Source organism: Pseudomonas koreensis (assembly GCF_036668835.1).
GTDB classification, from domain to species: Bacteria; Pseudomonadota; Gammaproteobacteria; order Pseudomonadales; family Pseudomonadaceae; genus Aquipseudomonas; species Aquipseudomonas koreensis_I.
In genome coordinates this window covers 95,481-120,516 of record NZ_JAZEVW010000005.1, presented here as the reverse complement: position 1 = coordinate 120,516, position 25,036 = coordinate 95,481, and the positions used below count along the sequence as shown (strand labels likewise).

Genomic DNA, 25,036 nt, shown 5'->3' with positions numbered 1-25,036 from the left:
CTCCTTACATTCTCTAGTTTTTTCGCCTACTGCTGTTTGTTGCGGTGTATCTACTGCAGTTGCTTGCCGCTTGAAGCTTGTCGCTTCAAGCTGCTTTTAAAAGTTGCCCTGAACCCACTTCTTCAAGCGGTCCAGCAACGGCGCCTGTGGCTCTTCGTTGCTGTAGCTGTCGCGGCTGCCGATGCCGGAGAACGAAACCCCGTCGGACTGCTTTTGCAGGCCGTACATCAACAAGCCAACGCCAGTGGAATAGATCGGGTTGCGCACCACGTCATCCAGGCCTTTGACGCCATGCGGTACACCGAGGCGTACCGGCATGTGGAAGATTTCCTCGGCCAGTTCAGTGGCGCCTTCCATTTTCGACGTGCCGCCAGTCAGCACGATGCCGGCCGGGATCAGGTCTTCGTAGCCGCTGCGACGCAGCTCGGCCTGGATCAGCGTGAACAGTTCGTCGTAACGCGGCTCGACCACTTCGGCCAGGGCCTGACGCGACAGCTCGCGCGGTGGACGGTCGCCAACGCTTGGTACCTTGATGGTTTCGCCGGCGCCGGCCAGTTTGGCCAGCGCGCAGGCGTAACGGATCTTGATCTCTTCGGCGTACTGGGTCGGGGTGCGCAACGCCATGGCGATGTCGTTGGTCACCTGATCACCGGCAATCGGGATCACCGCGGTATGCCGGATCGCGCCTTCGGTGAAGATCGCGATGTCGGTGGTGCCGCCGCCGATGTCGACCAGGCACACGCCCAGTTCTTTCTCGTCGTCGGTCAGTACCGAGTAAGCCGAGGCCAGTTGCTCGAGAATGATGTCGTCGATTTCCAGACCGCAGCGACGCACGCATTTTTCAATGTTCTGTGCAGCGTTGACGGCGCAGGTGACCACGTGAACCTTGGCTTCCAGACGCACGCCGGACATGCCCAGTGGCTCGCGCACGCCTTCCTGGTTATCGATCACGTAATCCTGCGGCAGGGTGTGCAGCACGCGCTGGTCAGCCGGGATCGCCACGGCCTGAGCGGCATCCAGTACCCGCTCAAGGTCAGCCGAGCTGACTTCGCGATCACGGATCGCGACGATGCCGTGGGAATTCAGGCTGCGGATGTGATTGCCGGCCACACCGACAAATGCCGAGTGAATGCGGCAGCCGGCCATCAGCTGGGCTTCTTCGATCGCGCGCTGAATCGACTGCACGGTGGACTCGATGTTGACCACCACGCCCTTCTTCAGGCCACGGGACGGATGGGTACCGATCCCGACGATTTCCAGCGAGCCGTCGTCGGACACCTCGCCGACCAGCGCCACCACCTTGGAGGTGCCGATATCGAGACCGACGATCATTTTGCCGCTTTGCACGTTTGCCATGGGTCCTGCCTCTTCTTAATTCTTTGCGACAGCGGGTTGGGCTGTCGTCGGCGCTACGGGTTCCCGCCAGCCAACAGCGAGGCCGTTGGCGTAGCGCAGATCGATGCGCGCAATGTTCGTAATCTGCTCTTTCAGCGTCTTGTCATAGATGGCGATGAAGCGGCGCATCTTTTCCACCAGATTGCCGCGTCCCAGCAGCAACTCGATGCCGGGGCCGGAACTGCCGGCACCGGTGGTCAGGAACCAGCTGCCGCGTTCACGCAATTCAAGGCGTGCAATCGAAAAACCCAGCGGGCGCAGCATCTGGCTCAACACCTGGTACTGCTGCATCACTTGCTGCTGCGCCCGTTGTGGGCCGAACAGCTGCGGCAGGTGTTCGTAGTTCGCCAGTTCCTTGGGCGTGAACGCCTGGCCCTGGTTGTTCAGTAACGACTCGTCGCCCCAACGCGCGACGGGCAGTTGCTCTTCGAGGCGGATCACCACTTGATCCGGCCACACGCGACGCACTTCGGCGTGGGCGATCCATGGCATCTGCTCAAGCTCGGTGCGCATCCCGGCCAGGTCGATGGTGAAGAAGCTCGACGCCACGAATGGCGCGATCCGCTGCTGCACCGCCTGCTGGCTGATGTAGCTGAGGTCGCCCTGCACCGCGATCTTGCTGATCGGCCGGTCGGCGTACGGCAGCAAACGCTGCGCGCCTTCGTACGTACCAAAACCCAGCGCCACCAGCAGCACTGGCCAGAACAGGCTTTTCAGAAAACCGAAATTGGCTTTCGGCAGGCGCGCGGACATCGGCTCTTTCGCCACCATTCGGCTGGCGCCACGCGGCACCGGCTTGCGGCCGGGTGCGGGGGGCTGATGTCGCAGATGAGCGCCTTGCATGGTCTTAACCTCGCGCCTCTTGGGTGCCGGCGTCTTCAACGCTGGCCGCCAGAATGGCCAGTACCAGTTGCTGGAAATCCAGACCGGCAGCCCGCGCCGCCATCGGCACCAGGCTGTGATCGGTCATGCCCGGTGCGGTATTGACTTCGAGGAACCAGAACTGCCCGTCGGCGTCCTGCATCACGTCGGCCCGGCCCCAACCGGCGATACCCAGCGCCTCACAGGCCTTGGCCGTGAGATCCATGAGTTCCTGTTCCTTGGCGGCATCCAGCCCGCACGGAATGCGGTACTGGGTATCGTTGGCGATATATTTGGCGTCGTAGTCGTAAAACGAGTGCGGTGTACCCAGGGCGATAGGAGGCAACACCTGGTCACGCAGAGTGGCGATGGTGAACTCCGGACCTTGAATCCATTGCTCGACCAACACTTGTGAATCGTAGGTACTGGCCGCTTTCCATGCGTCGATCAACTCGGACGCAGAACTCACTTTGGCCATCCCGATACTTGAACCTTCATGCGCCGGTTTGACGATCAAAGGGAAGCCCAGTTCCGTCGCCGCCGAAATACAATCGGCTTCGCTGCACAGCACGGCATGACGCGGCGTCGGAATCCCGAGGCTGTGCCAGACCTGCTTGGTGCGCAGTTTGTCCATGGCCAGTGCCGAGGCCAGAATGCCACTGCCGGTGTACGGAATGCCCGCGCACTCCAGCAGGCCCTGCATGCTGCCGTCTTCGCCGCCGCGACCGTGAAGAATGATGAACGCACGGTCGATCTTTTCGCTGAGCAGACGCTGCAGGAAGTCTTCGCCGACATCGATGCCGAACGCGTCCACGCCAGCGCTCTGCAATGCTTCGAGCACGGCGTTACCGGATTTCAACGAAACCTCACGCTCGGCACTCAGGCCGCCGAAGAGCACGGCGACTCGGCCGAAGTCTTTCGGCGCGATGGTGGAAAACAGCTTGGCGTAGGCAGCAGTCATTTCAACTTCCCCTCGACTGGCGCCGCCACGGCGCCAGCGAACAATTCACTTTTCAACAGCTTCGGCGCGAGACCACCGATATCACCGGCGCCCTGGCACAGCAGGATGTCGCCGGCACGCAGCAGCGGCTTGACCAGCGGCGCGAGGTCGACGCCACGTTCGATGTAGATCGGGTCGAGCTGACCACGCTGGCGGATGCTGTTGCACAGCTTGCGGCTGTCGGCGCCGGGGATCGGCTCTTCGCCGGCCGGATAGACTTCCATCAGCAGCAACACGTTGGCATCGGCCAGTACATTGACGAAGTCGTCGTACAGATCGCGGGTGCGGCTGTAACGATGCGGCTGATACACCATCACCAGACGGCGCTCCGGCCAGCCACCGCGCACGGCTTTGATCACCGCGGCGACTTCGGTCGGGTGATGGCCGTAGTCGTCGACCAGCATCACGTGGCCGTTGTCCACCGGCAGTTCGCCGTAGACCTGAAAGCGTCGACCCACGCCCTGGAAACCCGAGAGCCCCTGAACGATCGCTTCATCGCTGATGCCCTCATCGGTGGCGATGCAGATGGTCGCCAACGAGTTGAGCACGTTGTGGTTGCCGGGCATGTTCACCGACACTTCCAGCGGCTCGCGGTCCGGGCGCAGCACAGTGAAGAAGGTCTGCATGCCTTGCTGGCGCACATTGATCGCGCGCACGTCGGCGTCTTCGCTGAAGCCGTAGGTCACGGTCGGACGTTTGACCAGCGGCAGGATTTCGCGCACCACCGGATCGTCCAGGCACATCACCGCCAGCCCGTAGAACGGCAGGTTGTGCAGGAACTCGACGAAGGTTTTCTTCAGTTTGTTGAAGTCGCCGTCGTAAGTCGCCATGTGGTCGGCGTCGATGTTGGTGACCACGGCCACCAGCGGTTGCAGGTGCAGGAAGCTCGCGTCGCTCTCATCGGCTTCGGCGATCAGGTAACGGCTGGTGCCGAGCTGGGCATTGGTGCCCGCGGCATTCAGCCGGCCACCGATAACGAACGTCGGATCGAGGCCGCCGGCAGCGAACACCGAAGCGATCAGACTGGTAGTCGTGGTTTTGCCGTGGGTACCGGCGACGGCGATGCCGTGGCGATAGCGCATCAGCTCGGCGAGCATTTCCGCACGCGGCACCACCGGAATACGACGTTCAAGCGCAGTCGCCACTTCCGGGTTGGACGTGTTCACCGCGCTCGACACCACCAGCACATCGGCGGCCGCAGCGTTCTCGGCGCGGTGGCCGATGAAGATCTGCGCGCCAAACGATTCAAGGCGTTCGGTGACCGGCGAAGCTTTCAGGTCGGAACCGGAAACTTGATAGCCCAGGTTGAGCAGCACTTCGGCGATACCGCACATGCCCACGCCGCCGATACCGACGAAGTGGATGCGACGGATGCGGCGCATTTCCGGTTGAGGCATGGCTTTCTGATTCTCAACCATGGGCCACCTCCAGACAGGTATCGACCACGCTACGGGTGGCATCGGGTTTGGCCAGACGGCGGGCCGCTTGGGCCATTGCTTCGAGTCGTTGCGGTTGCATCAAGACCTCTGTCAGGCGCGCGGCAAGGTCCGCGGCGCCAGTCGTTCTTTGCGGCATCAGGAAGGCAGCGCCTTCGCGGGCCAAATAATCGGCGTTGCGGGTCTGGTGATCGTCGATCGCGTGGGGCAAAGGCACCAGCATCGAGGGCAGACCAGCGGCAGCCAGCTCACTGATGGTCAACGCGCCAGCGCGGCATACCACCAGGTCAGCCCAGCCATAGGCTTGAGCCATGTCTTTGATGAACGGCTGCACTTGTGCTTCCACACCCGCGGTGCGGTAACGCTCGGCAGTCAGTTCATCGTGGTTCTTGCCGGCCTGATGAAACACTTCCGGGCGCAGGTCGGTGGCGACTTGGGCCAGGGCTTCAGGCAGCAATTTGTTCAACGGTTCTGCGCCCAGGCTTCCGCCGAGGATCAGCAAACGCGCTCTACGCCCGGCCAGAGCAGGACGCGCGGTATCGAGGAACAGCTCGCTGCGCACCGGATTGCCGGTGGTACGGCGGCTGTCCGACAGAGTAAAGGTGTCGGGGAACGCTTCACACACTCGGGCGGCGAACGGCACCAGCAACCGATTGGCGGTGCCGGCGACGGCGTTCTGCTCGTGAACGATCACCGGTACGCCGGCCAGTTTTGCGGCGAGGCCGCCGGGCCCGGTCACATAACCACCGAAGCCGACCACACACACCGGCTTCAGGCGACGCATGATTGCCCGTGCCTGCCACACCGATTTCAGCAACATGAACGGTGCCTTGAGCAGCGACAGCTTGCCCTTGCCGCGCAGGCCGCTGGCGTTGATTCGGTGCAATTCAAAACCCGCCGCCGGGACCAGTTCGTTTTCGATGCCGCGTGGCGTGCCGAGCCAGTGCACGGTGTAGCCGCGCGCCTGAAATTCGCGGGCACAAGCCAGCGCCGGGAACACGTGGCCGCCGGTACCGCCGGCCATGATCAGTACGTTAGCGCCCATGAGTCGGCTCCTCGGCGAAGTCGCTTTCATGGAACTCCATTTCTTCGCTGCCCAGATGGGTTCGACTCTCCCACTCGATGCGCAGCAACAGGCCCAGACAGGCGCAGCAAATCACCAGCGAGCTGCCGCCGTAACTGAGGAACGGCAAGGTCAGACCCTTGGTTGGCAGCAGGCCGACGTTCACACCGATGTTGATCAGGAACTGACCAATCCACAGGAACGACAGACCGTAAGCCACATAAGCGGCAAAGAACTGCTTGGCCTTCTCGGCCCACAAGCCGATGTACATGCCGCGAATACACACGAACACGAACAGCGCGACGGTGCACAACGAACCGACCGCGCCGAGTTCTTCGGCCAGTACCGAGAACACGAAGTCGGTGTGCGCTTCCGGCAGGTAGAACTGCTTTTGCACGCTGTTGCCCAGGCCTACACCCAGCCATTCACCGCGACCGAACGCGATCAATGCCTGCGATAACTGATAGCCAGCGCCGAACTGGTCGGCCCACGGGTCGGCAAAGTTGGTCAGACGCGCCATCCGGTACGGCTGCATCTGAATCAGCAAAACCACGGCGCCGACCGCCAGCACCACCATCAGCGAGAAGCGGAACAGCCCGACCCCGCCCAAAAACAGCATCGCTGCGGCCGCGCCCATCATTACCACGGTGGCACCGAAGTCCGGCTCCATGAGCAGCAGACCGGCCATTGGCAGCAGCACGATGAACGGCTTGAAGAAACCCATCCAGCTCTCGCGCACTTCTTTCTGGCGACGCACCAGATACCCGGCGAGGTAAATCACCACAAACACCTTGGCGATTTCCGAGGGCTGCACGTTGAAGAAGCTGAAACCGATCCAGCGCATCGAACCGTTCACTTCGCGGCCGATGCCCGGGATGATCACCATCACCAGCAAACCGAACGCACCGATCAGCATCATCCAGCCGAGGCGTTGCCAGGTGGCGATGGGGATCATCATGGTGACGATGCACGCGCCCAGGCCCAGCACCACATAAATAAGGTGGCGAATCATGTAATACAGCGGACTGCCCGACTGCGCCGCTGCCACTTCAGTGGACGCTGAGGCAATCATGATCAAACCGAGACCGAGCAGCGCCAGACACCCGGCGAGCATCGGGAAGTCGAGGTCGATGCCACGTCCTGTGATCAACGGCGACGGGTACGGTTTGATGATGTTTCTCAGGTTCATGCCAATTCCTCCACAGCGCGGACGAACTGGTGACCACGGTCTTCATAATTCTTGAACATGTCGAAACTGGCGCAGGCCGGCGACAGCAGCACCACGTCACCCGCTTGGGCGGCGGCGCGGCATTGCGCGACGGCGTCGACCAGCGAGGTCGCGCGGATCAGGGGCACGGCATCACCGATGGCGCCGCCGATCTTGTCCGAGTCGCGGCCCATCAGGATCACGGCGCGGCAGTTGGCCGCCACCGGCTCACGCAGGTCATTGAACTCGGCGCCTTTCCCGTCGCCGCCGGCGATCAGAATGACCTTGCCGTCGATGTCCGCACCGAGGCCTTCGATGGCGGCCAGAGCGGCGCCGACGTTGGTGGCTTTGGAATCGTTGTAGTAGGCAACGCCATCGAGATCACGCACCCACTGGCAGCGGTGTTCGAGGCCGGTGAAATTACGCAGGGCCGACAGCATGGCGGCGAACGGCAGACCGACCGCATGCCCCAGCGCCAGCGCCGCAAGGGCATTGGACTGGTTATGCGCGCCGCGCACCTTCAGTTCACGCACCGGCAGCAGGTTCTGGAATTCGAAGGCCAGGTACTTCTCGCCATCTTCTTCGCGAATGCCGAACGCCTTGAAATCCGGCTTGCTCAGACCAAAGGTCCAGCATGGCTGACCTTCACCGATCAACGGACGGCTGAGGGCGTCCTGACGGTTGACCACAAACTGCTTCGCGCCACGGAAGATCCGGTGCTTGGCCAGGTGATAGGCCGGCAGACCGCTGTAGCGATCCATGTGGTCTTCGCTGATGTTCAGTACGGTGGCCACTTCGGCGTTGAGCTGGTCGGTGGTTTCCAGCTGGAAACTCGACAGCTCCATCACATACAGCTCGACGTCATCGCTGAGCAGATCCAGCGCCGGCGTGCCTAGGTTGCCGCCAACAGCGACGCGTTTGCCGGCCGCAGCGGCCATCTCGCCGACCAGTGTGGTGACGGTGCTTTTCGCGTTGGAACCGGTGATCGCGACGATCGGCGCCCGCGCGTTACGCGCGAACAACTCGATGTCGCCGGACATTTTCACGCCACGCGCCGCAGCAGCTTGCAGGGCCGGAGTCGCCAGCGCCAGGCCGGGGCTCACGTAGAGCTCGTCGGCACGGCAGAGGAATTCCACGTCCAGCTCGCCACAACGCACTTCCACGTGCGGATAGTCACGCTTGAGCGTGGCCAGTTCCGGTGGATTGTCCCGCGTGTCGGCCACGGCAAACGCCACGCCCCGGTTCGCCAGGAAGCGAACCAGGGACATGCCGCTCTTGCCGAGGCCGACAACGATGCGGAAGTGGTCAGAAGCGATCAGAGACACTCGTTCTACCTCAGCTTCAGGGTGGCAAGGCCGATCAGCACGAGAATCACGGTGATGATCCAGAAACGGACGATCACGCGCGGCTCGGGCCAGCCCTTGAGTTCAAAGTGGTGATGGATCGGTGCCATGCGGAACACACGGCGACCGGTGAGCTTAAAGGACGCAACCTGAATGACCACTGACAGGGTTTCCATCACGAACACGCCGCCCATGATGAACAGGACGATCTCCTGACGGACGATCACCGCAATGGTGCCCAGCGCCGCGCCGAGTGCCAGCGCGCCAACGTCGCCCATGAACACTTGCGCCGGATAGGTGTTGAACCACAGGAAGCCGAGGCCGGCACCGATCAGCGCGCCGCAGAACACGATCAGTTCGCCCGCGCCCGGTACGTAAGGGATCAGCAGGTATTCAGCGAATTTCACGTTACCCGACAGGTAGCAGAAAATCCCCAGACCGCCGCCGACCATCACCGTCGGCATGATCGCCAGACCGTCCAGGCCGTCAGTCAGGTTGACCGCATTGCTCGAACCGACGATCACAAAATACGTCAGTACGATGAAACCGGCGCCCAACGGAATGCTGTAGTCCTTGAGCATTGGCAGGATCAGCGTGGTTTCCACCGGGGTGGACGCGGTCATATAAAGGAAGATCGCCGCACCGAGGCCGAACACCGATTGCCAGAAATATTTCCAGCGGCTCGGCAGGCCACGCGAGTTCTTCTCGATGACTTTGCGGTAATCGTCGACCCAGCCGATGGCGCCGAACAGCAGGGTCACCAGCAACACCACCCAGACGTAACGGTTGCTGAGGTCGGCCCAAAGCAAGGTGCTGACGCCGATCGACGACAGGATCAGCGCACCGCCCATGGTCGGCGTACCGGATTTGGACAGGTGCGATTGCGGGCCGTCGTTGCGCACGGACTGGCCGATCTGACGGTTCTGCAGGGTGCGGATCATCCACGGGCCATAGCACAGCGACAAGACCAGCGCGGTCAGCACACCGAGAATCCCGCGCAGGGTCAGGTACTGAAAGACCGCGAAGCCTTTGTAGAACTGTTGCAGATACTCCGCTAGCAGCAGCAGCATTAATGTTTCTCCAGACTGGACCCGCACAGAGCCGCAACGATGTTTTCCATCGCTGCACTGCGCGAACCCTTGATCAAAATGGTGGTGTTTGTGTCCTGCTCGGCGTCGAGGGCCTGGATCAGCTCGGCTTGCGTGCCGAAGTGATGCGCCTGCTCACCGAAAGCGTTCACGGCGTGGACCATGTTCGGCCCGACAGCGTATAGCGCGCAAACCTTGCCTCGGGCGTACTCGCCCACGTCACGGTGCCCCTGCTCCGCCCACTCGCCCAACTCGCCGATATCCCCGAGCACCAGGACGGTGCGGCCGGAAAAGCCGGCGAGTATATCAACGGCGGCGCACATCGAGGTGGGGTTTGCGTTGTACGTGTCATCGATCACGCGCATGCCGTTTTTCGCCAGCTGCGCGACGGTGCGACCCTTGACCGGTTGCACCGCGCCCAGCCCGGTGGCGATGCCGAACAGCGACACGCCAAGAGCGTGAGCGGCAGCGGCGGCGGCCATGGCATTGGCGACGTTATGGGTGCCGAGCAGGTTCAACTGCACGCGCTCGCTGCCTTCAGGTGTATGCAGATTGAAGGCCGGGCAACCGCGTGCATCGGTGTTCAAATCGCTGGCGTAGAAATCTGCCTGAATGTTGCTCAAGGCGAAGGTCAACACTTTGCGAGCGCCTGCACGGGTCTGCCAGATACCGAAGGCCTTGTCATCAAGGTTGAGCACGGCGATGCCATCAGCCGCGAGCCCGTCGATGATTTCGCCTTTGGCTTCGACGATTTTTTCCGGCCCGCCGAACTCGCCAACATGAGCGGTGCCGGCATTATTGAGGATCGCGACGTGCGGCTTGGTCAGGCCAACGGTGTAGGCGATTTCGCCGAGGCGCGAGGCACCCAGTTCGATCACTGCCGACGTATGTTCCGGGGCCAGTTCGAGCAGGGTCAGCGGCGCGCCGAGGTCGTTGTTCAGATTGCCACGGGTGGCCAGCACCGGGCCGCGTGTGCGCAGAATGCTCGCGAGCATTTCCTTGACCGTGGTCTTGCCGCTGGAACCGGTCACAGCGGCTACCGGCTGGGTGAACGCGGCACGGTTCAACGCGCCCAACTGGCCCAGCGCCTGACGGCTGTCCTTGACCAGCAATTGCGGCAGCGTGCTGTCGGCGACTTCGCGCTCGACCAGCGCCGCAACCGCGCCTTTGCCAGCAACGTCGTTCAGATAATCATGGCCATCGAAACGCGGACCGGTCAGGGCAATGAACAACTGTCCCGGCTGGATCGCGCGGCTGTCGATGCTGACGCCATTGAAGCTGGCATCGCCGCCAATCAAACGGGCGTCGAGCGCGTTGGTCAGTTGGCTAAGCTGCAAGGCCTTAAGCATGGGCCACCTCCCACGCGGTCAGGGCATGATCGGCTTCGACCAGATCGGAGAAGGCATGGCGCACGCCATTGATTTCCTGGTAATCCTCGTGGCCTTTACCGGCGAGCACAATCACGTCATCAGCGGTTGCGCCGGCAATCAATTGCGCAATCGCCTGACCACGGCCGGCGACGAAGGTGACTTTATCCACAGCAGTGAAACCGGCGCGGATGTCATCGAAGATCACGGCCGGGTCTTCGCTGCGCGGGTTGTCATCGGTGACCAGCACCTGATCAGCCAAGCGCTCGACCACTTCGGCCATCAACGGACGCTTGCCACGATCGCGATCACCGCCGCAGCCGAACAGGCACAGCAACTGACCTTTGACGTGCGGGCGCAGTGCGCTCAGGACTTTTTCCAGCGCGTCTGGAGTGTGGGCGTAATCGACCACCACCAGCGGCTGCGTGCCGCCGCCCAGACGCTGCATACGCCCGGCCGGACCTTCGAGTTTCGGCAGCACTTTGAGGATTTCGTCGAGGGCGTAATCCAGACCGAGCAAGGCGCCGACCGCCGCGAGTACGTTGCTCAGGTTGAAACGCCCGAGCAGTGTGCTGCGCAGGTGATGTTCGCCCTGCGGCGTGACGAGCGTGGCGCGCACGCCGTGGTCGTCGAACTGCGCTTCGCGGCAAAACAGGTAAGCGCTGCTGTCGAGCAGGCTGTAAGTGATCAAGCGCGATTCGCGTTTGTCAGCGGCCAGTTGCCGACCGAAGTCATCATCGAGGTTGACCACGCGGCATTTCAGGTCATTCCAGGCGAACAGCCTGGCCTTGGCCTCGGCATACGCCTGCATGGTGCCGTGGTAATCGAGATGATCGCGGGACAGATTGGTCATCACCGCCACGTCAAACGCCAGCGCGGTCACCCGGCCCTGATCCAGACCGTGGGACGACACTTCCATGGCCACAGCTTTGGCGCCGGACTTTTTCAGATCGCCCAGAGTTGCCTGCACGGCGATCGGATTCGGCGTGGTATGCAGACCGCTTTCCAGTGCGCCATAGAAGCCGGAACCCAGGGTGCCGACAATGCCGCAATGCTGGCCGAGCAGATCCAGCGCCTGCGCCACCAATTGGGTCACGCTGGTCTTGCCGTTGGTGCCGGTCACGCCGATCAGATTCAGGTGATGGCTCGGCTCGCCATAAAAGCGCCCGGCGATGTCCGACAGCTGTGCCGCCAGACCTTTGACCGGAATCAGCGGCACGTCGGTGATCGGCAGCACGGTGGCGCCTTCCACTTCATACGCCACGGCTGCAGCACCGCGTTGCAGGGCATCGGCGATGTGGGCACGGCCGTCGAATTTACCGCCGGGCACGGCGAGAAACAGATCGCCGGCGCGCACGTTGCGGCTGTCCAGCGCCAATTCACGGATCAACAGATCGTGGCCGGCGTGGGGGAATATCTTGTTCAGACTCAATGACATCAGCCGCGCCCTCCATTGGCTTTCAGCGGAATGACCGGGGTGGCGCTGGCCTGTTGCGTGGTCGGCAGGTTATCCGGGGTCACGTTCATCAGGCGCAGGGTGCCGGACATCACGCGGCTGAACACCGGGGCTGACACCAGACCACCGAAGTAACCGGCCTTGGTCGGTTCGTCGATCACGACGACGATGGCGTAACGCGGATCGCTCATCGGACCGAAGCCGGCGAACAGCGAACGGTAGGAGTTCTCGGCGTAACCCTTGGTCCCGACCGAGGTTTTACGCGCGGTACCCGACTTGCCGCCGACGTGATAAGCCGGCACCTGCGCACGGAACACGCCGCGTGGCGCTTCGATCACTTGCTGCAACATGCCCTGCATGGTTTTTGCCACGGCTTCGGGCAACACTTGCGTGGTCTGCGGCATCTTGTCGGTTTTGATCAGCGTCAGCGGCGCCAGACGACCGTTGTTGGCCAACGCCGAAAAGGCGTGAACCAGCTGGATCGCGGTCACGGAAATACCATAGCCGTAAGACAAGGTTGCAGTTTCAGCCTTGCGCCATTCGCGGTAATTCGGCAGATTGCCGACACGTTCGCCGGGGAAGCCCAAGCCGGTGTCCTGACCGAGGCCGACTTTCTGCGCGAGGCGGAAAATCGTTTCGCCGCCGATATCGAAGGCGACCTTGCTCATGCCGACGTTACTGGAATTGATCAGAATGCCGGTCAGGTCAAGCACCGGGCCTTCGCTCTTGGACACGTCTTTGATGGTGTATTTGCCGATCTGCAACGAGCCCGGATACACCTCGACGGTATCGCTCGGTTTCCAGCGGCCGGTTTCGATCGCCGCGCTCATCGAGATGGCTTTCATCGTCGAACCCGGCTCGAACACGTCGATCATCGCGCGGTTACGCATCATCGCCGGTTGCAGGTTGCGACGGTTGTTCGGGTTGTAGGTCGGCTGGTTGACCATGGCGAGAATCTCGCCGGTCTTCACGTCCATGATCACCAGACTGCCGGCCTTGGCGCCGTTCTCGATGATCGCATTGCGCAGCTCGCGGTTGGCCAGGTACTGCAGACGCAGGTCAATCGACAACGCCAAGGGCTTGCCGGCCTTGGCGTTTTTGGTGACCTGGACATCCTTGATCAGCCGCCCGCGGCGATCCTTGATCACTTGTCGTTTGCCCGGGACCCCGGCCAGCCATTCGTCATAGGCCAGCTCGACCCCTTCACGACCGTGATCGTCGATGTCGGTAAAGCCGACCATGTGCGCGGTAACTTCGCCGGCCGGGTAGAAGCGGCGGAATTCTTCGATGCCGTAAACGCCCGGCACTTTCAGGTCGAGCACAGCCTGACCCTGCTCAGGAGTCAACCCGCGCACCAGATAGATGAATTCTTTATTGGCCTGTGCTTCGAGGCGTTCGGTCAGGGCTTTCGGGTCCTGCCCCAGCGCGGCAGCGAGTGCCGGCCACTTCTCTTTGGCCGACTGCATTTCCTTGGCGTTGGCCCACAGCGTGGTCACCGGGGTACTGACGGCCAGGGGCTCGCCGTTACGGTCGGTGATCAGGCCACGGTGCGCCGGAATCGGGATGTGCCGCAGGCTGCGTGCGTCACCCTGCCCTTTGAGGAAGTCACGGTCGACCACTTGCAGATCGATGATGCGCCAGCAGATCGCCGCAACCATCAGGCCGAGCAGTGCCACCATCAGGCGGAAGCGCCACGGGAACAGTGCGCCTTCGAGTTTCATCATGGCGCCACCATCTTCACGTCAGCCGCGCCGGGAATGTGCATTTTCAATTGTTCGGTGGCCAGCACTTCGATGCGGCTGTGCGCGGTCCAGGTGCTCTGCTCGAGAATCAACCGGCCCCACTCGGCCTGCGCCTTGTCGCGCACGCTGAGTTCGTTATAAAGGGTGTTGAGCAACTGACGGTTCCAGTGCGCGCTGTACGACACGGCGATGGCCGAAAAAAGCACGCCGATAAACAGCAGCAGCATCAGAAAGCTGCCGCCAGGCAATGGCTTGGCGAAAAGCTTGCTCACCGCAACTTCTCCGCGACACGCATGACCGCGCTACGGGAACGTGGGTTGGCTTTGAGTTCGGCGTCGGAGGCCGTCTGCGCTTTGCCGTGGATTTTGATTTTCGGTTCGAAGGCCACGTGGCGCACCGGCAGGTTACGCGGCAGATTGTCGGCCTCGCCCTTGACCAGTTTGCGCATGAACAGTTTGACGATGCGGTCTTCCAGCGAATGGAAGCTGATCACCACCAGACGACCGCCGACTTCCAGCGCATCCAGTGCGGCTTCAAGGCCGGCTTCCAGATCACCCAACTCGTTGTTGACGTGAATACGCAACCCCTGGAATGCACGGGTGGCCGGGTTCTTGCCCTTTTCCCACGCCGGGTTGGCGACTTTCAGCACTTCAGCCAGATCGGCGGTGCGCTCGAAGGGCTTGATATCGCGACGTTCGACCACGGCACGGGCCATACGCCCGGAAAAACGCTCTTCGCCGTACTCCTTGAAGACCCGGGCGATTTCCTCAGCCGGCGCGGTGTTGACGAATTCGGCCGCGCTGATGCCACGGGACGGGTCCATGCGCATGTCCAGCGGGCCGTCGTTGAGAAAACTGAAACCGCGTTCGGCATCATCGAGCTGCGGCGACGACACACCGAGGTCGAGCAGAATGCCGCTGACCTTGCCGGTCAGGCCCTGCTCGGCAACCACCGAACCGAGCTCGGCAAAGCTGCGCTGCACAACGACAAAGCGGCCGTCTTCGGCCGCTAGCGTTTGCCCGGTGGCAATCGCTTGAGGATCCTTGTCGAATCCGATGAGCCGACCGTCCGTGCCGAGCTGGCTCAAGATCAGCCGGCTGTGCCCGCCGCGCCCGAACGTGCCGTCCAGATAGCAGCCATCAGGACGTACGGCGAGAGCCTCAACGGCTTCGTCAAGCAGTACGGTGATGTGGTTAAAGCCGCTATCAATAGTCACAGGATCAAATCACGCAGTTCATCAGGCATCGCGCCCGGTTGTTGAATAGCAGCAAGGTCAGCGGCAGACACCGCATTCCATGCATCCTCGTCCCACAATTGGAACTTGTTCAGTTGGCCCACCAGCATCGCGCGCTTATCCAGCCTGGCGTATTCGCGCAGACGCGGCGGAACCAGAAAACGACCACTGCCATCGAGTTCGAGGTCGACGGCATTACCAATCAGCAAACGTTGCAGGCGACGGTTCTCTTCGCGAAGCGAAGGCAGTGCGCGCAACTTGGTTTCAATGATTTCCCACTCGTCGAGCGGGTAGACACACAAACATGGATCTACGGCATCAATGGTCACGATCAATTGGCCGGAACTGCGCGAATCGAGCTCGTCACGGTACCGGCTCGGCATGGCGAGACGGCCCTTTGCATCGAGACTGATAGCGTTAGCTCCGCGAAACACGTCTGCGTTTCTCCAATTTTTATCGTTTTGAGCTCAAAAAAACCACTTCATGCCACTTTCCGCCACTTGCGCACACTATAGGAATGCGCCCACCACACCGTCAAGGCGCGGATTAAAGGAAAACCCTTACAGAACGGAGATTTAGCAGCTTAAAAGGAGGCACAACGAGAATCTGACGGAGGTATTTGACCAATAACCTGATGCAGCACTGAAAGCTGCGCTCGAAAGTTAAAGTAATTTGTTAAGAGTAAGATTTTTTCGGTATTACAAATGCGCTTCTGCTGTTGATTGAAGCGAGGTGGGAAATGGCTATTACCGCGTTCGCCGCTGCCGGGCTTTCAGCTCAGGCCTGCTGATATTACACAGCCCTGATGCCATTGATTCAAGCAGGGAAAGAAAAGGTGGAGAGTCGATCTGTAAGCCGGGTTCTGTCTTGAACAGTCATTCGTCTACGATGGCCATCACTGGACATCTTTAGCAACCTACCCGGTCCCAGCGCGGGCCACGCCTTGGGACCCTATTTGGTCTTGCTCCAAGTGGGGTTTACCTAGCCACGAACTGTTGCCAGACGTGCGGTGCGCTCTTACCGCACCTTTTCACCCTTACCGGCGCTTGCGCGCTTAGGCGGTTATTTTCTGTGGCACTTTCCGTAGGCTCACGCCTCCCAGGCATTACCTGGCACTTCGCCCTATGGAGCCCGGACTTTCCTCCCCCCCCTAATTTTCATAGAGGGCAGCGACTGTCCGATCGACTCTCCGCCGCGAAGGTTAACGGCAGAGCGGCCGAAGAACAAGCGCTAAAACCCGCAAGACCGCTATGGGCGACGGCTTACACGCCTTTCTGTTTATCCAGCGCGACCTGATAAAGCACGTTTTTGCGCTCACCGGTGATCTGTGCGGCAAGCGCAGCGGCGCGCTTGAGCGGCATTTCCTCAAGCAGCAGATCGAGGATGCGCATCGCCTCGCTGCTGACCGCGTCTTCGGACTCCGGCGCGGTCCAGCCCGCCACCAGCACCACGCACTCGCCGCGCTGCTGATTGCTGTCTGCTTCGACGAATGCGCGCAGCTCGGCCAGCGGCAAGCCCTTGAGTGTTTCGAAGGTCTTGGTGATTTCCCGGGCCAGCAAGGCCTGACGCTCGCCGCCGAAAACCGCTTCCATATCTTGCAAACATTCAAGAATGCGATGTGGGGCTTCGTAGAAGATCAACGTCCGCGGTTCTTCCTTGACGGCTTCGAGACGGGCCTTGCGCCCCACCGACTTGGCCGGCAGAAAGCCTTCGAAGATAAACCGGTCGGACGGCAGACCGGCCGCCGATAGCGCCGCGATCAACGCGCAGGCGCCCGGCACCGGCACCACATTAATGCCTGCCGCACGGGCTTGGCGTACCAGGTGATAACCCGGATCGGAGATCAGCGGCGTACCGGCATCGGAGATCAGCGCAACATTGTCACCGGCCAGCAGACGGGTGATAAAGCGGCTACCTTCCTCCCGTTCGTTGTGTTCGTGGCAGGCCGCCAGCGGCGTACCGATCCCGAAGTGCTGCATCAGCCGTGCCGAGTGCCGCGTGTCTTCGGCGGCAATCAATGCCACTTCGCGAAGGATTTTCAGGGCCCGGGCGCTGATGTCGTCCAGGTTGCCGATGGGCGTCGCCACCACATAAAGCGAGCCAGCAGCGGAATTCAGGGAACCTGGAGCAGTCAAAGCGCACACCTCGTGATCGGTAAAAGCGGCCATTGTAGCGCGTCACGAGGTTTGCGATGCGCTCGCGCCGAGGTCGGATTTTCGCGCAGTTGTGCGCCGCCGCAACATTTGCTTCAGCTAAATTGCCCGTTTCACGCCAGTAACATCGCGCCCCGGCCAGTGCTTGGGTACAATTCCACGCTAATTTGATCGAGTATCAGGAACACTTACATGATCGCTTGCCTGCGGCTGTTCACTGCCCTCTGCCTCGCTGCCTTGTTGGCGGCTTGCGCCAGCTCCCCTTCCTCCAGCCTCGGCGAACTTCCACGGACTCCGGATGCCAGCATCGAGCAACTGCTCGAACAGGCGACCCAGGCTAAAACCCCGGAAAAAGCCGCACTGTTGCGCTTGAGCGCCGCCGACCTTGCCTATCGCCAGGGCAATGCCGGCCAGTCCGCGCAAATCCTGCAACAAGTGCCGGTCGAGCAACTCAAGCCCGGCCAGCAGATTTTCGCCAACACGCTTTCCGCCGAACTGGCGATGACCCGCAATCAGCCGAAAGCGGCGCTGACCGCCCTGAGTCATCCAAGCCTGCAGAAGCTCGGCGAGATGCCGGAAGAACAGCAAGTACGCACCGGCACCGTGCACGCCCGCGCCCTTGAAGCCGATGGCCAGACTCTGGCTGCTGCGCGCGAACGCGTGTTCATCGCGCCGATGCTCGAAGGTGAAGCCGCGAGCAAGAACCACGAAGCGATCTGGACCCTGATCGGCTCGTTGCCGGCCGACCAGCTGCAAGCCAACACTACCGATGACCTCGGCGGCTGGATGGCTCTGGCACTGGCGGTAAAAACCGCTGGCACGCTGGAGCAGCAGCAAGCGGCGATCGATAACTGGCGCGCGCAGAATCCCAAGCACCCGGCCGCAATCAACCTGCCGCTGCCGCTGACCAAACTCAAGGAACTGGCCAGCCAGCCTCTGAGCAAGATCGCCCTGCTGCTGCCACAAGACGGCCAACTGGCCGCGGTCGGCAAAGCCTTGCGTGAAGGCTTCATGGCGGCGCACTACCAGGCGCAACAGGCCGGACAGAAACCGCCAGCCATCGAGTTCTACGACAGCTCGAAGCTGACCTCGATGGACGAGTTCTACCGCAAGGCCCAGGCTGACGGCGTGCAACTGGTGGTTGGCCCGCTGGAAAAACCGCTGGTCAAGCAACTGAGCACCCGCCCGCAACTGCCGATCACTACGCTCGCGCTGAACTACAGCGAAGGCGATCAAGGCCCGGCGCAGCTGTTCCAGTTCGGTCTGGCTGCCGAAGACGAAGCCCGCGAAGTGTCGCGTCGTGCCCGCGCCGATGGCTTGCATCGCGCCGCGATCATGGTGCCGAAAGGCGAATGGGGCGACCGCGTATTGCGTGCGTTCAGTCAGGACTGGCAGGCCAACGGTGGCAGCATCGTCGCCACCGAGCGCGTTGATCAGCCAGTGCAACTGGCCCAGCAGATCGCCGACATGTTCCAGCTGCGCCAGAGTGAGGCCCGCGCCAAGAGCCTGCAGAATGCTGCCGGCACCAACGTCGCCGCGCAGCCTTCGCGTCGTCAGGACATCGAGTTCATCTTCCTTGCCGCCACGCCACAACAGGCGCAGCAGATCAAGCCGACCCTGAACTTCCAGTACGCCGGTGACGTTCCGGTCTACGCGACTTCGCACGTGTACAGCGCCAGCGGTGACATCAACCAGTACAACGACATGAACGGCATTCGCTTCTGCGAAACCCCATGGTTGCTGGACACCAGCGATCCGCTGCGTCAGCAAGTGGTTGCGCAGTGGCCGCAAGCCGCCGGCAGCCTCGGCCGTCTGTACGCAATGGGCGTGGACGCCTATCGCCTGGCACCGCGTCTGGGCCAGCTCAAAGCCCTGCCGGACAGCCGCATCGACGGCGAGTCGGGCAGCCTCGGCATGACCCAGACCCAACGCGTCGTCCGTCAGTTGCCTTGGGCGCAGTTCGTCAGCGGTCAGGTGCAGCGCCTGCCGGACACCCCGCGCTGATGCCCGACAGGTCACGCTCGCAAAGCGGCAAGGATGCCGAGCGCCAGGCGCTCGAGCATCTGCAGAACCAGGGTCTGCGCCTGCTGGCGCAGAACTGGTTATGCAAACGCGGCGAGCTTGATCTGGTCATGCTTGATGGCGATACAGTAGTATTCGTCGAAGTTCGCTATAGAAAGAACACTCAATGGGGTGGCGCGCTTGCCAGCATCGATGCGCGCAAGCAGCAGAAACTGATTTTCGCCGCGCAGTATTTTCTTCAGCGAGAATCGCGCTGGGCCAATTCTCCCTGCCGCTTCGACGTGGTGGCGATCGACAGCCACCCCAATCAGCTGAACTGGTTGCAGAATGCTTTCGACAGTTGATCGCCGGCGTTGCGACCCGGACAATTCCACCGACACATTTTGCTCTTTGCTTTGCGGGCTGCACATTCACGTGCCGGACAGCCGCGCCACTTAAGGTCACACAGATGGACATGCAATCCCGAATTCGCCAGCTTTTCCAGGCCAGTATCGACACCAAGCAACAGGCGATGGACGTACTTGCACCGCACATCGAGCAAGCCAGCCAGATCATGGTCAACGCCCTGCTCAACGAGGGCAAGATGCTCTCGTGCGGCAACGGCGGCTCCGCCGGTGACGCGCAGCACTTTTCCTCGGAGCTGCTCAACCGCTTCGAGCGCGAACGCCCGAGCCTGCCGGCGATCGCGCTGACCACCGACACCTCGACGATCACCTCGATCGCCAACGACTACAGCTACAACGAAGTGTTCTCCAAGCAGATCCGCGCACTGGGCCAGCCCGGCGACGTGCTGCTGGCGATTTCGACCAGCGGTAACTCGGCGAACATTATTCAAGCGATCCAGGCCGCACATGATCGCGAAATGATTGTCGTAGCTTTGACCGGACGCGATGGCGGCGGCATGGCGTCGCTGCTGTTGCCTGAGGACGTCGAGATTCGCGTACCGGCCAATGTGACTGCACGTATTCAAGAAGTCCACTTGCTGGCGATCCATTGCCTTTGCGATCTGATCGACAGCCAACTGTTCGGGAGTGAAGAATGACCCCTAATCGCCTTGGCCTTCTGGCCTTGACTCTGTGCCTCGGCATCAGCGGCTGCACCTCGGTGGTGAATGCCAGCCGTGAAGCGCCGATCGAAGACGACCGCGGCACGCGCACCTTCGGCAGCAAAATCGACGACTCGTTGATCGAAACCAAGGTCGGCGTAAACATCGCCAAGGCTGACCCGGCCCTGGACAACGATTCGCACATCGTCGTCACCAGCTTCAACGGCGTGGTACTGCTCGCCGGCCAGACCCCGCGCGAAGACCTCAAGGCCAAGGCCGAACAGGCTGCTGCCAATGTGCAACGGGTCAAGAAAGTCCACAACGAGCTGCAAGTGCTGCAGCCTTCGTCCCTGCTGGCCCGCCAGAATGACGCGTGGCTGACCACCAAGATCAAGACGCAGATGCTCACCGACGCCAGCATTCCCGGCTCGCGCATCAAAGTCATTACCGAAAACGGCATCGTCTACCTGCTGGGCCTGCTGACCAAACAGGAAGCCACTCAGGCAACCAATCTGGTTCAGGGCGTTTCCGGTGTGCAGAAGATCGTGAAGCTGTTCGAGTACATCGACTGACCGCCGAACCGCAGACACAAAAAAAAGGCGATCCATCCGGATCGCCTTTTTTATTACTTCACCACTTTCAGGCTTGGCCGGCCGCTGGGGCGCGGTGGCTCGCTGTCCGGTGGCGGCTGGTCGTCATCCTGCTCGATATCGTCTTCGTCATCCAGCGGCGACTCGAGATCGAACACCATGCCCTGACCATTCTCCCGGGCATAGATGCCCAGAATCGCGCTGATCGGCACGTACAGGCTGTGCGGCACACCACCGAAGCGACCTTCGAATGTCACCACATCGTTGTCCATGTGCAGATGACGCACGGCGCTTGGCGATATGTTCAGCACGATCTGCCCGTCGCTGGCGAAACCTTGCGGCACCTGCACTGCTGGGTATTCAGCGTTGACCAGCATGTGCGGGGTGCAATCGTTATCCACAATCCACTCGTAGAGCGCGCGGACCAGATAAGGTCGACTGGAGTTCATAGCGGCTCCTTAAGCCTTAGCGCATGTCGCGTTCGACACCAGACAGACTCGCCTGGAAAGCCTCACGCGCAAACTGGCGCTCCATATAATCAAGCAGCGGCTTGGCCGGCCGCGGCAGTTCGATACCCAGGATCGGCAAACGCCAGAGTATGGGTAATAGGCAGCAATCAACCAGACTTTGTTCCTCACTGAGGAAAAACGGCTTGTCGGCAAACAGCGGCGACACGCCCGTCAGGCTTTCGCGCAATTCCTTGCGCGCCACCACCCGCGCGGCTTCCTTGGCCTTGGGATCAAGAATCAGATCCACCAGACCGCACCAGTCACGCTGTATGCGATGAATCAGCAGACGGCTGTTGGCACGCGCCACCGGATAAACCGGCATCAACGGCGGGTGCGGGTAACGCTCGTCCAGATACTCCATGACCACGGTCGACTCCCACAACGCCAGGTCGCGATCGACCAGCGTAGGCAGGCTGCCGTAAGGGTTCACCTCAATCAGTTTAGGCGGCTGGCGACCAGCTTCCACGTAAATGATTTCGGCGCTGACACCCTTCTCTGCAAGCACGATGCGCACTCGGTGGGAATAGTGGTCGGCGGGGTCGGAGTAACAGGCCAACCGATTGGTCACGCCCATGGCGATCCTCCTCGCTTGTTGAAATTGTCGGAACCGGAAAAACGCGCGCGCCCAGAGGGCGCCCCCACAGAGTCTGACCGAGCAGACCCTGCTTTATCGGAGGCGCCCTTGGGCGCGCGCGATTAACAGCAATGCTTGAAGCGTATCAGTGCACGTCTTTCCAGTATTCACGCTTGAGCAGATAGGCGAACACAAAGAAGAACGCCAGGTACAGCAAGACATAAGTACCGATGCGCTGATGTTGCAGCTTAACCGGGTTAGCCGAGTAAGCCAGGAAGGTTACCAGATTCTTGACCTTCTCATCGAACTGCTCTTCGTTCAGAGCACCGGATTTGGGCACGATGGTCAGTTGATCGCAGGCTTCATGGGTCAAAGCCGTGCCGGTCAGCGGATCATATTGCTTCTTGCCGTCTTCGACGATCTGCACCTGTTTGCAACCTACGACCTGGCGACCTTGCAGGCCGACCAGTACGTTAGGCATGCCGACGTTCGGGAACACCTTGTTGTTCACACCCCATGGACGCGCCGGATCTTCGTAGAACGACTTCAGGTAACCGTACAGCCAGTCAGTGCCGCGCACGCGGGCCACCAGGGTCAGGTCCGGCGGCGCTGCGCCGAACCAGGTCTTGGCGTCGGCCGGCTGCATGCCGATGTTCATGTGGTCGCCAATCTTGGCGCCAGTGAACACCAATTTTTCCAGCATCAATTCGTGGGGAATACCGAGGTCATCAGCGACCCGCTCGTAACGCTGGAATTTGGCGCTGTGGCAGCCCATGCAATAGTTGGCAAAGGTCCGTGCGCCATCCTGCAAAGCCGCCTTGTCGGACACATCGATGTCGACTTTTTCCAGTTCCGGACCATGGCCCTCGGCTGCAAAAGTCAGGGAAGGCAGCGCAGCAAAAATCAGAGCAAGCAATAACTTTTTCATCAGCCAGTCACCCTTTCCGGTACCGGTTTGGTCTTCTCGAGCCGGGTGTAGAACGGCATCAGAATGAAGTAGGCGAAATACAGGAAGGTGCAGACCTGCGACAGCAACGTCCGGCCCGGCGTCGGCGCAAGCACACCGAGAATGCCGAGAATCACGAACGAAATGCAGAACACCACCAGCCAGATCTTGCTCAGCCAGCCTTTGTAGCGCATCGACTTGACCGGACTGCGGTCCAGCCACGGCAGCACGAACAACACCGCAATCGCCGCCCCCATGGCGATAACGCCGAGGAGCTTATCCGGCACCGCGCGCAAGATCGCGTAGAACGGCGTGAAGTACCAGACCGGTGCGATATGCTCAGGCGTCTTGAACGGGTTCGCCTGCTCGAAGTTCGGCTTTTCGAGGAAGTAGCCACCCATTTCCGGGAAGAAGAACACAATGAAACAGAAGATGAACAGGAACACCACGACACCGACAATGTCTTTCACGGTGTAGTACGGGTGGAAAGCGATGCCGTCCAGCGGGATGCCGTTTTCGTCTTTGTGCTTCTTGATATCGACGCCGTCAGGGTTGTTCGAACCCACTTCGTGCAGCGCCAGAATGTGCAACACCACCAGACCAAGAATCACGATTGGCAGTGCTACGACGTGCAACGCGAAGAAGCGGTTCAGGGTGATGCCGGAGATCAGATAGTCACCGCGAATCCACTGGGTCAGGTCATCGCCGATCAGCGGAATCGCACCGAACAGCGAGATGATCACCTGCGCGCCCCAGTACGACATCTGGCCCCATGGCAGCAGATAACCCATGAACGCTTCGGCCATCAGCGCCAGGTAGATCAGCATGCCGAACACCCAGACCAGCTCGCGCGGTTTCTGGTACGAACCGTAGAGCAGGCCACGAAACATGTGCAGGTACACCACGATGAAGAACGCCGAAGCGCCGGTCGAGTGCAGCAGACGCAGGATCGAGCCGTACTCGACGTCGCGCATGATGTATTCGACGGAAGCAAACGCTTCTTCTGCCGACGGCGTGTAGCTCATGGTCAGCCAGACACCGGTGACGATCTGGTTGACCAGCACCAGCAACGCCAGGGAGCCGAAGAAATAGAAGAAGTTGAAGTTTTTCGGAGCGTAATACTTGCTGAGATGGTCTTCCCACATCTTGGTTGCAGGAAAGCGCGCATCAACCCAATCCATGAACTTGCTCATCACGCTTTCTCCGTATCGACGCCAATGACAATCAGGTCATCGGTTTCATAGGAATGCGGGGGAACTGGCAGGTTCAAAGGCGCAGGTTGCGACTTGTAGACGCGGCCAGCCAGATCGTAGTGGGAACCGTGGCATGGGCAGAAATAACCGCCTACCCAGTCTTTGCCCAGATCAGCAGGTGCCACTTCGGGACGGAAAGTCGGTGAGCAACCCAGGTGCGTGCAGATCCCGATCAGCAGCAGAATTTCCGGCTTGATCGAGCGCACTTCAGGATCGACATAGGTAGGTTGCGTAGAGTTTTTCGAGGTCGGATCGGAGAGCTGGCCCTCGATCTTTTTCAGATTCCCCAGGATTTCCTCGGTACGGCGGACAATGAACACCGGCTGGCCGCGCCATTCAGCAATCATTTGCTGGCCTGGCTCGATTTTGCTGACATTCACTTTCACCGGTGCGCCAGCAGCTTTCGCCTTGGCGCTGGGAAACCATGACCCTACGAACGGGACCGCAGCCCCCACCGCTCCTGCAGCACCCACCACGGATGTGGCAGCTACCAGGAAGCGACGCCGGCCTGCATTCACGCCGTCATTGCTCATTCAGTCCTCTCCCATCAGCTTTTTTGGCCTGTTAAATCAGGCGTCTACTAAATAAACCACGTGCTACTTATAAAAATTTTGCCGAATGGTAATGAAAAGCCCCAGTTCTGACAAGGGAATTACCCGGAGCTGTCCACCCCTAAGCCTTGCAGTATAGGGGGTCTGCGAATGAGGCAAGTTGTCACAGCGCAATTCTTTCTGGAAAAAATGCAGGCATAA

General features: G+C 60.9%; 24 protein-coding genes and 1 other RNA gene. 4 read left to right on the top strand and 21 right to left on the bottom strand.

Going from position 1 to position 25,036, the window contains the following annotated elements:
• Positions 1-96 precede the first annotated feature (96 nt).
• The 16 genes from ftsA to rsmI all read right to left on the bottom strand — a co-directional run bounded on the left by ftsA (position 97) and on the right by rsmI (position 17,360).
• Positions 97-1,356, bottom strand: coding sequence for a cell division protein FtsA (ftsA, locus tag V6F91_RS16135; protein WP_007916987.1), 1,260 nt, complete (start codon positions 1,354-1,356; stop codon positions 97-99).
• A 15-nt stretch (positions 1,357-1,371) separates the two neighbouring features.
• Positions 1,372-2,238: a cell division protein FtsQ/DivIB gene (locus V6F91_RS16130; RefSeq protein ID WP_073473459.1), complete on the bottom strand. Its 867-nt coding sequence runs from the start codon at positions 2,236-2,238 to the stop codon at positions 1,372-1,374.
• Between the two features lie 4 nt (positions 2,239-2,242).
• On the bottom strand, positions 2,243-3,217 hold the full coding sequence (locus tag V6F91_RS16125; RefSeq protein ID WP_332766072.1) for a D-alanine--D-alanine ligase: 975 nt from the start codon (positions 3,215-3,217) through the stop codon (positions 2,243-2,245).
• Positions 3,214-4,674 carry a UDP-N-acetylmuramate--L-alanine ligase gene (gene murC / locus V6F91_RS16120; RefSeq protein ID WP_332766070.1) on the bottom strand — a complete coding sequence of 487 codons (1,461 nt, stop codon included), beginning with the start codon at positions 4,672-4,674 and terminating at the stop codon, positions 3,214-3,216. Before murC ends, V6F91_RS16125 begins: the two co-directional genes overlap by 4 nt.
• On the bottom strand, positions 4,667-5,737 hold the full coding sequence (gene murG, locus V6F91_RS16115) for an undecaprenyldiphospho-muramoylpentapeptide beta-N-acetylglucosaminyltransferase (RefSeq protein ID WP_332766068.1): 1,071 nt from the start codon (positions 5,735-5,737) through the stop codon (positions 4,667-4,669). The genes murC and murG overlap by 8 nt, the downstream gene beginning before the upstream one ends.
• Complete coding sequence (gene ftsW / locus V6F91_RS16110; protein ID WP_423815336.1) at positions 5,727-6,944, bottom strand: putative lipid II flippase FtsW; 1,218 nt, start codon at positions 6,942-6,944, stop codon at positions 5,727-5,729. The genes murG and ftsW overlap by 11 nt, the downstream gene beginning before the upstream one ends.
• Entirely contained in the window at positions 6,941-8,287 is a 1,347-nt protein-coding gene (murD, locus tag V6F91_RS16105) for a UDP-N-acetylmuramoyl-L-alanine--D-glutamate ligase (RefSeq protein ID WP_332766066.1), read from the bottom strand. The genes ftsW and murD overlap by 4 nt, the downstream gene beginning before the upstream one ends.
• A 5-nt stretch (positions 8,288-8,292) precedes the next feature.
• A complete protein-coding gene (gene mraY, locus V6F91_RS16100) occupies positions 8,293-9,375 on the bottom strand; it encodes a phospho-N-acetylmuramoyl-pentapeptide-transferase (RefSeq protein WP_007956769.1) in 1,083 nt (360 codons plus the stop codon).
• Positions 9,375-10,742 (bottom strand): UDP-N-acetylmuramoyl-tripeptide--D-alanyl-D-alanine ligase, encoded by a 1,368-nt coding sequence (locus tag V6F91_RS16095; protein WP_332766063.1) that lies wholly within the window; start codon positions 10,740-10,742, stop codon positions 9,375-9,377. Before V6F91_RS16095 ends, mraY begins: the two co-directional genes overlap by 1 nt.
• Positions 10,735-12,198, bottom strand: coding sequence for a UDP-N-acetylmuramoyl-L-alanyl-D-glutamate--2,6-diaminopimelate ligase (locus V6F91_RS16090; RefSeq protein WP_332766061.1), 1,464 nt, complete (start codon positions 12,196-12,198; stop codon positions 10,735-10,737). Before V6F91_RS16090 ends, V6F91_RS16095 begins: the two co-directional genes overlap by 8 nt.
• Positions 12,198-13,937, bottom strand: a complete 1,740-nt coding sequence (locus V6F91_RS16085) for a penicillin-binding protein 2 (RefSeq protein ID WP_332766732.1) — start codon at positions 13,935-13,937, stop codon at positions 12,198-12,200. Before V6F91_RS16085 ends, V6F91_RS16090 begins: the two co-directional genes overlap by 1 nt.
• Positions 13,937-14,230: a cell division protein FtsL gene (gene ftsL / locus V6F91_RS16080; protein ID WP_016773269.1), complete on the bottom strand. Its 294-nt coding sequence runs from the start codon at positions 14,228-14,230 to the stop codon at positions 13,937-13,939. The genes V6F91_RS16085 and ftsL overlap by 1 nt, the downstream gene beginning before the upstream one ends.
• Positions 14,227-15,174, bottom strand: a complete 948-nt coding sequence (rsmH, locus tag V6F91_RS16075) for a 16S rRNA (cytosine(1402)-N(4))-methyltransferase RsmH (RefSeq protein ID WP_394506815.1) — start codon at positions 15,172-15,174, stop codon at positions 14,227-14,229. The genes ftsL and rsmH overlap by 4 nt, the downstream gene beginning before the upstream one ends.
• Positions 15,171-15,626: a division/cell wall cluster transcriptional repressor MraZ gene (gene mraZ, locus V6F91_RS16070; RefSeq protein WP_090286131.1), complete on the bottom strand. Its 456-nt coding sequence runs from the start codon at positions 15,624-15,626 to the stop codon at positions 15,171-15,173. Before mraZ ends, rsmH begins: the two co-directional genes overlap by 4 nt.
• 401 nt (positions 15,627-16,027) lie before the next feature.
• An RNA gene (gene rnpB, locus V6F91_RS16065) (RNase P RNA component class A) lies at positions 16,028-16,381 on the bottom strand.
• A gap of 73 nt (positions 16,382-16,454) precedes the next feature.
• Positions 16,455-17,360: a 16S rRNA (cytidine(1402)-2'-O)-methyltransferase gene (gene rsmI, locus V6F91_RS16060; protein WP_332766057.1), complete on the bottom strand. Its 906-nt coding sequence runs from the start codon at positions 17,358-17,360 to the stop codon at positions 16,455-16,457.
• 177 nt (positions 17,361-17,537) lie between these two features.
• Between rsmI and V6F91_RS16055 the strand changes: the two genes are divergently transcribed.
• The 4 genes from V6F91_RS16055 to V6F91_RS16040 all read left to right on the top strand — a co-directional run bounded on the left by V6F91_RS16055 (position 17,538) and on the right by V6F91_RS16040 (position 20,984).
• Positions 17,538-19,349, top strand: a complete 1,812-nt coding sequence (locus tag V6F91_RS16055) for a penicillin-binding protein activator (RefSeq protein WP_332766055.1) — start codon at positions 17,538-17,540, stop codon at positions 19,347-19,349.
• On the top strand, positions 19,349-19,711 hold the full coding sequence (locus tag V6F91_RS16050) for a YraN family protein (protein WP_332766053.1): 363 nt from the start codon (positions 19,349-19,351) through the stop codon (positions 19,709-19,711). The genes V6F91_RS16055 and V6F91_RS16050 overlap by 1 nt, the downstream gene beginning before the upstream one ends.
• A gap of 104 nt (positions 19,712-19,815) precedes the next feature.
• Entirely contained in the window at positions 19,816-20,409 is a 594-nt protein-coding gene (locus tag V6F91_RS16045; RefSeq protein WP_008082788.1) for a phosphoheptose isomerase, read from the top strand.
• Positions 20,406-20,984, top strand: a complete 579-nt coding sequence (locus V6F91_RS16040; RefSeq protein ID WP_090286140.1) for a BON domain-containing protein — start codon at positions 20,406-20,408, stop codon at positions 20,982-20,984. Before V6F91_RS16045 ends, V6F91_RS16040 begins: the two co-directional genes overlap by 4 nt.
• A 53-nt stretch (positions 20,985-21,037) precedes the next feature.
• Here the strand turns inward: V6F91_RS16040 and V6F91_RS16035 are convergent, their stop codons facing one another.
• From V6F91_RS16035 to petA, 5 genes are all read right to left on the bottom strand, one after another.
• Positions 21,038-21,451, bottom strand: coding sequence for a ClpXP protease specificity-enhancing factor (locus tag V6F91_RS16035; protein ID WP_208939826.1), 414 nt, complete (start codon positions 21,449-21,451; stop codon positions 21,038-21,040).
• A 16-nt stretch (positions 21,452-21,467) separates the two neighbouring features.
• Positions 21,468-22,085 (bottom strand): glutathione S-transferase N-terminal domain-containing protein, encoded by a 618-nt coding sequence (locus V6F91_RS16030; RefSeq protein ID WP_090286143.1) that lies wholly within the window; start codon positions 22,083-22,085, stop codon positions 21,468-21,470.
• 145 nt (positions 22,086-22,230) lie between these two features.
• The gene (locus tag V6F91_RS16025; protein WP_093098468.1) at positions 22,231-23,013 is read right to left on the bottom strand and encodes a cytochrome c1; all 783 of its coding nucleotides are present in this window, start codon (positions 23,011-23,013) and stop codon (positions 22,231-22,233) included.
• Positions 23,013-24,224, bottom strand: coding sequence for a cytochrome bc complex cytochrome b subunit (locus V6F91_RS16020; RefSeq protein ID WP_332766047.1), 1,212 nt, complete (start codon positions 24,222-24,224; stop codon positions 23,013-23,015). The genes V6F91_RS16025 and V6F91_RS16020 overlap by 1 nt, the downstream gene beginning before the upstream one ends.
• Positions 24,224-24,817: a ubiquinol-cytochrome c reductase iron-sulfur subunit gene (gene petA / locus V6F91_RS16015; RefSeq protein ID WP_007917031.1), complete on the bottom strand. Its 594-nt coding sequence runs from the start codon at positions 24,815-24,817 to the stop codon at positions 24,224-24,226. The genes V6F91_RS16020 and petA overlap by 1 nt, the downstream gene beginning before the upstream one ends.
• Positions 24,818-25,036 lie beyond the last annotated feature (219 nt).